Source organism: Pontibacterium sp., from assembly GCF_964228735.1.
Classification (GTDB): domain Bacteria; phylum Pseudomonadota; class Gammaproteobacteria; order Pseudomonadales; family Balneatricaceae; genus Pontibacterium.
The window spans coordinates 1-7,625 of sequence record NZ_CAXRBQ010000050.1 but is presented as its reverse complement, the minus strand read 5'-3'; the positions used below and the strand labels follow the sequence as shown (position 1 = coordinate 7,625).

Genomic DNA, 7,625 nt, shown 5'->3' with positions numbered 1-7,625 from the left:
ACCCATGCTGCCCTGACCACGCAGGCTGACAATGTCCATACCGTCGCGATTATCGAATAGCGCCAGACCAGCACCCACATCTACATCAGTCGCCTTCATGTAGCTCAGGCCCAGTGTGCCCATCGCATCGTCAACGTATTCCAGGTTTACACCGGTCAGTTCGGTGTTCTGCTGGTATTGGTTATCGGATTTCAGCCAGAACAGATCACCGCGCACCGGGCTGTCTGGATCTACTTTCAGAATGGCGGTGTTATCAAAGCTCTTGCGGCCTGCCAGGTAGTAAGCGCCGCCGCGGTCCAGGCTGCCGCTGGAGATAGAGTCAAAGCCTTCCCCCGGGCTGATGGAGTCACCGGCGATCAGGAAGCCGTCGCCCAGTGTGAACATCTGACGACCGACAGAGAGATCCACCAGATTGTTGGAAGATTGCCAGCCTACATAGGCGTTTTCGATATCCAGATCACTCTCATCCCCGGTGGTCAGGCCCAGGCCGTCACCGTCGCCACGGGTTCCCAGAGCGATCAGGCCCAGGCCACCGTACAGAGTACTGCCATTGTCCATCAGGCTGGAGCCCGCCAGATCCCCTTTGATGTAGGCTTCCTGCCACTGCCGATCACCTGGTGTGCCAGAGTAGTTCTCGTCCAGCGAGAACGCGGCGGCCATCGCCTCGACGTTAAAAGACAGTGTTTTCCCGTTCTCTTCAGAAATCACCGCGGCCATCAGATTAGGCGCGAAGCATGCGGATAAAGTTATTGCAGTCAATGAGTTACGAAAGGTTGTTATCATTATTTCGCTCCGTAATGCGAACTCGTTTTTATTGTTTTCTGCGTTTTCCGGGTAAAAGATGCCCCCGGGGACAGAGTCCCCGTGAGGGCCAAGAGTGCCGGTTAAGGCTTGGGAATGTTGCTACCCGGAGATGGCTGCGATCAGGGCTACGCCCCTTTCGCAGCCGAACGATCAAATCGGTTTAGCGTATAAAGATCTGAGATGTAGATATCGCCATATCACCGCCCGGTAGCTTGATGTTGCCCAGCTTCTCCATGGAGTCAGCGTCGTAGATCGCCACGTCGTCGTAGGTACCGCCCAGATACACTTTGCTGCCGTCGTGGTTCATTGCGATGCAGTAGTAGGAGTGATCCAGCTCGGCGGCTTTGATCAGCTTCTGCTGTTTCACGTCGTACTTCGCCAGACGGTTCAGTACGCCGAACACCAGGTTAGGGTCTTTTGGCGACTTCATACCGGTGAAGTAGATCTCGGTGATCGGGCCGAAGTCGGTGGTTTCGGTTTCACCGGTCTCGAGATCGACGTTGAGGTAGCCGTAGATCCAGTCAGCCGTCGCAAGATCCTGCTTTTCATCCTGAAAACGCGCGGTGGTGTAGAGGATGGTGAAGTCCTTGCTTGGCGTCTGGATCGGCCAGGCATTGAGTACGTCCGGCTGAACGTACAGCGGGCGTTCCCAGTTGCGGCTTGGCAGGTGTACGTCGTACTTACCGGTTTTTACATCCATCTTGTAGATGTCGGCACCGGCCATATACAGACCTCCGTCTTTACCGGTTGCCATTACGGTTACCTGACGCGGTGCCGGGAAAGTGCGTACCGGCTTGGCGCCTTTACCGTCAGCCGTGTTGTAAACCGCCAGATACGTATCCTGCACACGGTAGTGGTCACGGTTCAGTTTGGTTGGGTTATGCATTACGTACAGCTCTTTGCCGTCCGGGCTCAGCGCCATAGAGAACAACGATTTGGTACGGATGCTGTTCTGTCTGTCAGAGAACGTGGTGTGGAAGCTGATGCTGCAGTCGTCCACGTTGATGCCGTATACGTCCTCGTAGTGGTTGGTCAGCATATAGACGGTCTTTTTATCCGGTGCGACCTGCAGTACACCCGGACCGTAGGCGCCCGGCACCTTACAGGTTTTCAGGAGGCTGTCGGTCTGCAGATCCAAAACATGGATCTGGTTCGGGTAGTTGGCAACAACCATGTACTCCTGCCCTGCTTTCAGTGCCGGGCCGTTCGCATAGGTGAAACCGCTGCTCAGTGCGGCGCCGACAATACCTGCACCAGCCATCAGGCTACGCAGGGTTTTGCGCATCTTGTTTTTGTTATTCATCGCTTTGTCCTGTGCTGGTTACTTCTTATCGGATGGGAACACGGTGCCCAGATTGCGCCAGCTCTCGCCGGAATCCAGAGCGTTTTCGTTCCAGTTGGTGTGCGTGTTCATCATGTCCGGCACCTGCGCAGGCCACCAGCATGGATCGGCACAGCCGTAGAGGTCGGATTCCATCGGCTGGCACAGGGAGGTTACGGAGCCGAACGCGTCAATTTCCCAACCCGGGTCGGTGGTGGCGGCACAACCGGCCAGTGACTGCATCGCAACCACCTCTTCCACCTGATCTTCAGCAACCGCTTTGTCCAGCAGCTGCGCTTTGTTGTTTATCGCTTTCAGATGTTTCATATCAGTTTGCCCTCCGAGGCAAAATGTATTGATCGATGAAGCCCGGGTTCTCGGCCATGATGCGTGCGTACACATCGATGCCGAAATCCACCCAGTCCCTCATCAGATCGCAATAGTGGTAGGTAGGACGGGTCGCATCACCGTATCGGGCGTGGCTCTCGTGATAACAACCGCCGGAGCAGAGGTTACGGATACGGCAGGAGGCGCAGCCGGTGTCGGAGCGGTCGAGTCGTTGCGAGAGGAAATCGCCCAGTTGGGCATGGTCCACACCGTTCTGAATGTCGCCGAAGGTGTTCAGATCGGAGCCGGTAAAGCGATGACAGAGGTTGAGGTCGCCCTTGTGATCCACCGCCAGCATCTTAAGGCCCGCGCCACAGGGCAGCGCTTTCTTGTGGCCTTCGTGCAGGTCGGTGAGCAGCTGGTGCAGGTTGGAGAAACCGAGATTGCGGTTCTCCAGCGCGGCGGCGAGGTACTGCTCACCCAGCGCTTTCATGTTGTCGAACACCTGCTTGAGTTCATCGTCCGGAAGGTTGAAGTAGGACACGTCACCGGAGGTGACCGGCGCGAAGCCCACTTCGGCGAATCCCAGTTCGTTGAACAGGTGGTCCCAGATGCCTACCACATCGGTGGTGCCTTTGGTCAGCGTGACACGGGCACCGATCGGACGGCGGCGGTAACCAGCCAGCAGCATCTTCGCTTTCTTGCTCACCACGTCGTACGTACCCTGCCCACCCACGGTGATACGGTGTTTGTCGTGTACCGCTTTGGGGCCGTCCATACTCACGGAGAGACCGAAGTTGTGCTCGGCCAACCAGGTCACAATCTCTTCGTTGAGCAGTGTGGCGTTGGTGGTCATGGTGAACTCCACCCGCTTGCCACGTGCAGGGATCTCCCGCTCGCACCACGCCACCACTGATTTGATCAGCGACAGATTGCTCAACGGCTCACCGCCAAAGAAGACGATGTTGTACAGGTCCTCGTCCGGAGACTCGGCCAGCATCATCTCGATCGACTGGATTGCCGTCTCGAAGGTCATCTTCTTGCCCGCAGAGGGCTTGTCGAGATCTTCCTTGTAGCAGTAGGTGCAGCTCAGGTTACAACCAGTGTTTACGTTCAGCACGATGGTGTTGAGCGGGAACTGATCCACCGATTTTGCGGCGATCTCTTCGGTCAGCGGCGAGCCGTCGCTCACCACCTCCAGCGCCATCAGTTCGCGCAGGGTGTCCGCGATCTGCTGGGCTGTGAAGTTATCGCTCAGGTGGCGGATCAGCTCCGGGCTGGTCCACTTGTCTGCGCTGTTCACATCACCACGTAGGGTATCGATCACCCCGGCAGTCACACCGTCCAGCTCAAACAAAGAGCTGGTTGGAATATGGAACAGCAAACGGCGTTCGCTCACCTGCACGAGATGCAGGTTATGCTCGACCAGATTCAGTGTTGAGCTGTTGTCTATAGAAAACTGGGCGCTCATGGCAACCTCCTCGTCATACCTCGGTTAAACGTTGTTAAATGCAATCGCTGCGTTTATGGCAGTGGTGCATCGTTCCAACGTTGAACCGTAACGATCAGTTGGCCATCGCCCTGCAGGGTCTGGTTACCATCTTTTACCGACGCCACCACCTTCAGGTTACCGGCGTTGTTGGTGGACATTCGGCGTTCAGGGTTAGGACCGGCATTGCCCGGTGTGAATACACCGCTGACAGCATCCATACGCCCGGCAAAGTGCACGTCGTTATCCGCTTTAGCCGCCTCGTCGAATGGCTCCACGTGCCAATTGGCCGGCAGGTATCCGATACGGATATCGTCCTCGGTACCCGGCTTACCGTCAGGCCCTGCGCCCCAAGCTTCGGCTTCAAAACGTGCCTGAACTTTAGGGGTGCTACCGCCGTTGCCACCAACACGGGCGATGGTGAAGGCTGGCTGTACTTTGACGGAATCAACCTTGTCGTAGACGGCGAACTGACCGCCGTTTACGCCGCCCACGGTGACGGAGTTGGCAGAGGTGGTCGCATCCGCATCGGCTTTCGCCAGCACGGTGACGCTGTTGTAGCTGCGTTTCAGCACCTTCTCGATGCTCACACCGTTACCCAGGGATACGCGCCCTTTCAGGCCCGCGCCCACGATGGTGACTTCGGTGGATTCTCCTGCTTTCAGGTTTTGCGGGTAGACAGCGATGATCTGATTGTTGCCGGTGGTTGCTTTGGCAGCTGTGAACTCCATACCGCGCTCATCATGGGCCGCTTCGAACACACGGCCGCTCAGGTTCATACCGTCTTTGCTCGCCGCCAGAACCTGTCGGGTGATCACTCCACCCAGCTCGATCTCTGCGCGCCACTCAAAACCGGTATAGACAATCGCGCTGCCGCTGCCTTTCAGTGGTGTGCCGTCGGCCCAGGAGCCGTCCATGCTCACTTTGTACTGATCACCTTCTTGCTTGGTAACCGTCATCAGACCACTGCCGTCACCCCGGCCCGGTTGATGTACCGCAAAGCTCCACTGGCCAACGAATTCTGGTTTAGCGGCAGCTTGCCACTGATCCCAGCTGTCGCTGTCCATTGGGAACATCTTGGCCAATTTTGGAACCATGTCGTTGATCGCCATCGGGAACCAGTCACGGTCGCGCGCCAGTGCCTGATACTCGGTGGATGGCCACTGGCCCAGGTGGAAATGCACCAGATGTTCCCACTCTTCTGCCGGGCGGCGTTGCAGGCCGACACGGGCACCTGAATGGCAACGTGCACACATCTCTTCAAAGAAGGAATCATCGAAGGCTTCCATGGTGTCCAGACGGCGCTCCATGGCATAGCGGTAGTCAGCAGTTTCTTCTGGCGCTAGACCTTGACGGTCCGCCAGGTACTTTACGATGGTGGCGCGATCCTCATCGCTGATTTGCAGGCCATGCATCATCTGCATACGACCGATGGTCATCAGCCAACCTTCCGGTGTTTTACGCTGGTGGCTGATACGACTCCATTGCGGAGCTGATTCGTTCTCTTGGGTGTGACAAGCAAGGCATTTGCTTTGCACGATTTTTACTGCGTCCTCTTGAGCCGAAGCAGGTAACGCGGTGGTTGCCAGCGCAGCACTGATCGCAAACGCCAACGGACTTCTTATTATTGTGTTCAAGGCCAGACCTCCTTTTGTTTTTGTTGTCCGGCAATACCAACATCACCGGTGCATCTAACCTGTCCTTACACGTAGCGAAGCCCGTGCCAAAAAATGAATTTCCTTTTATTACAGATAGTTAAGTACAAAATTGGTGGTTTCGGGAATACCCGTATCGCGCTGAACACTGTCGCAGAACAAGACAGCCTGTCCAAAGTTGAGACACACGAACAGTGCAAACTTATCTGGATGCTTTTGAGAAGTTGGGCATCGCGTTGCGATGGCCAACCTACGAGGGGTAGACGAATGTAGGTTAGCCATTTCAAAGAAATGCCTAACATCTGGAATGACTCGTTTTTTTACACTCCGTCTCAGAATGTGACACATCCTTGCTCCGGTTGAATTTTGCGTAAAATTTTAAAAGGTCAATAAAAACAGATGGTTACCTGTTTTTGTTGTGATTGGCACAAGGATTGCGCTAGCTGATTGACATTGCCAAAACAAAAACAAGAAGGTTTAACCATGAATTACTCTGATGCAGCGATGGCGGACACAACCGCGTTTATTAACCAGGAACATAAGCTGTTCATCGGCGCCGAGCGCAGTTTGGCCGCATCCGGTCGCACGCTTGACGTATATAACCCGGCAACTGGAAAAGTCATCACTAAAGTACCCGCAGGTAATAAGGCGGACATTGATCAGGCAGTAGCGGCGGCCCGCCGGACATTTGATGATTCTGAATGGTCCCGATTGAAACCCGGTGATCGTGAACGTCTGCTGTGGCGTCTGGCGGATCTGATTGAACAGAACGCTGAGCTTTTGGCGGAAATCGAGTCGATCGATAACGGTAAAAGCAAAGGGATCGCCCAGGCGGTCGATATCCGTCTGGCCACTGACTTCCTGCGTTACATGGCGGGTTGGGCAACCAAGATTGAAGGTCAGACTGTAAATCCAAGCCTGCCATTTATGCCGGGTGCCGAAACCTTCGCCTATACGGCGCGTGAAGCCGTAGGCGTTGTAGGTGCTATCGTCGCCTGGAACTTCCCGCTACTGCTGGCGTGTTGGAAATTGGGCCCTGCTTTGGCAACCGGCTGCACCGTGGTGTTGAAACCTGCGGAGGAAACCCCGCTCACCGCATTGAAGCTGGGTGAATTGGTACTGGAAGCGGGTTATCCGGCGGGTGTAGTGAATATCGTGACCGGTGAAGGCCACGAAGCGGGTGCCGCCCTCTCCGCCCATCCGGATGTCGATAAACTGACGTTCACCGGTTCCACAGAGGTGGGCAAGCTGATCGGTAAAGCCGCGATGGATTCCATGACCCGCGTAACGCTGGAGCTGGGTGGTAAATCCCCTACTATCGTAATGCCGGATGCGGATCTGGCCGTTGCCGCTCAGGGTGCTGCCAATGCGATCTTCTTCAACCACGGCCAGGTGTGCTGTGCTGGCTCCCGTCTCTATGTACACAAGAAACACTTTGACCGTGTGGTGGCCGATGTGAGCGATATCGCTGCCAGCCTACCACTGGGCCACGGCCTGGATGCCAATGCGCAAATGGGCCCGCTGGTGTCTGCCCGTCAACAGGAGCGTGTGCAGGGTTACATCAATCAGGGACTGGAGTCCGGTGCCCGTGCAACGGTTGGTGGCACCGCCTATGACGGCGAAGGTTACTTTGTGAAGCCAACGGTACTGGTGGATGTTGATCAACAGTCTGCGGTGACCCGTGAAGAGAGCTTTGGTCCAGTACTGGTGGCGATGCCGTTTGATGATATGGACGCAGCGCTCCGTATTGCTAACGACAGCCAGTATGGTTTGGGTGCCAGCATCTGGTCCAACAACCTGTTGGAAGTACACCGCATGATCCCACGTATCAAGTCCGGGTCTGTCTGGGTGAACTGCCATACCGCGCTGGATCCGTCTCTGCCGTTTGGTGGCTTTAAGCAGTCTGGTCTGGGCCGTGAGATGGGCCGTGAGGTGCTGGAGCACTATACCGAGGTGAAATCGGTGGTGATTAATCTGTAAGGGACTTCCTCCCTTAACAAAGTAGCCCTCGGTACCCAAAGGGCATGAT

5 protein-coding genes and 1 pseudogene are annotated in these 7,625 nt (G+C 55.8%); 1 reads left to right on the top strand and 5 read right to left on the bottom strand.

The features are described from left to right. The 5 genes and pseudogenes from ACEQ15_RS05140 to peaA all read right to left on the bottom strand — a co-directional run. A pseudogene (locus ACEQ15_RS05140) lies at nt 1-717 on the bottom strand (hypothetical protein); the annotation flags it as partial. Between the two features lie 247 nt (nt 718-964). Continuing rightward, a complete protein-coding gene (gene peaD, locus ACEQ15_RS05135; RefSeq protein ID WP_370278018.1) occupies nt 965-2,107 on the bottom strand; it encodes a quinohemoprotein amine dehydrogenase subunit beta in 1,143 nt (380 codons plus the stop codon). A gap of 18 nt (nt 2,108-2,125) precedes the next feature. After that, a complete protein-coding gene (gene qhpC, locus ACEQ15_RS05130) occupies nt 2,126-2,452 on the bottom strand; it encodes a quinohemoprotein amine dehydrogenase subunit gamma (RefSeq protein ID WP_370278017.1) in 327 nt (108 codons plus the stop codon). A 1-nt stretch (nt 2,453) separates the two neighbouring features. Next, nucleotides 2,454-3,923 (bottom strand): quinohemoprotein amine dehydrogenase maturation protein, encoded by a 1,470-nt coding sequence (peaB, locus tag ACEQ15_RS05125; RefSeq protein ID WP_370278015.1) that lies wholly within the window; start codon nt 3,921-3,923, stop codon nt 2,454-2,456. 53 nt (nt 3,924-3,976) lie between these two features. After that, a complete protein-coding gene (gene peaA, locus ACEQ15_RS05120) occupies nt 3,977-5,578 on the bottom strand; it encodes a quinohemoprotein amine dehydrogenase subunit alpha (RefSeq protein ID WP_370278014.1) in 1,602 nt (533 codons plus the stop codon). Between the two features lie 501 nt (nt 5,579-6,079). On the opposite strand from peaA, the gene ACEQ15_RS05115 reads away from it, so the two are divergent. After that, entirely contained in the window at nt 6,080-7,576 is a 1,497-nt protein-coding gene (locus ACEQ15_RS05115) for an aldehyde dehydrogenase (RefSeq protein ID WP_370278013.1), read from the top strand. The last annotated feature ends 49 nt before the right edge of the window (nt 7,577-7,625 follow it).

Bases quoted from the DNA above. Each gene is read 5' to 3' on its own strand.
- peaD (WP_370278018.1), bottom strand. From the start codon at position 2,107: ATGAATAACAAAAACAAGATGCGCAAAACCCTGCGTAGCCTGATGGCT.
- qhpC (WP_370278017.1), bottom strand. From the start codon at position 2,452: ATGAAACATCTGAAAGCGATAAACAACAAAGCGCAGCTGCTGGACAAA.
- peaB (WP_370278015.1), bottom strand. From the start codon at position 3,923: ATGAGCGCCCAGTTTTCTATAGACAACAGCTCAACACTGAATCTGGTC.
- ACEQ15_RS05115 (WP_370278013.1), top strand. From the start codon at position 6,080: ATGAATTACTCTGATGCAGCGATGGCGGACACAACCGCGTTTATTAAC.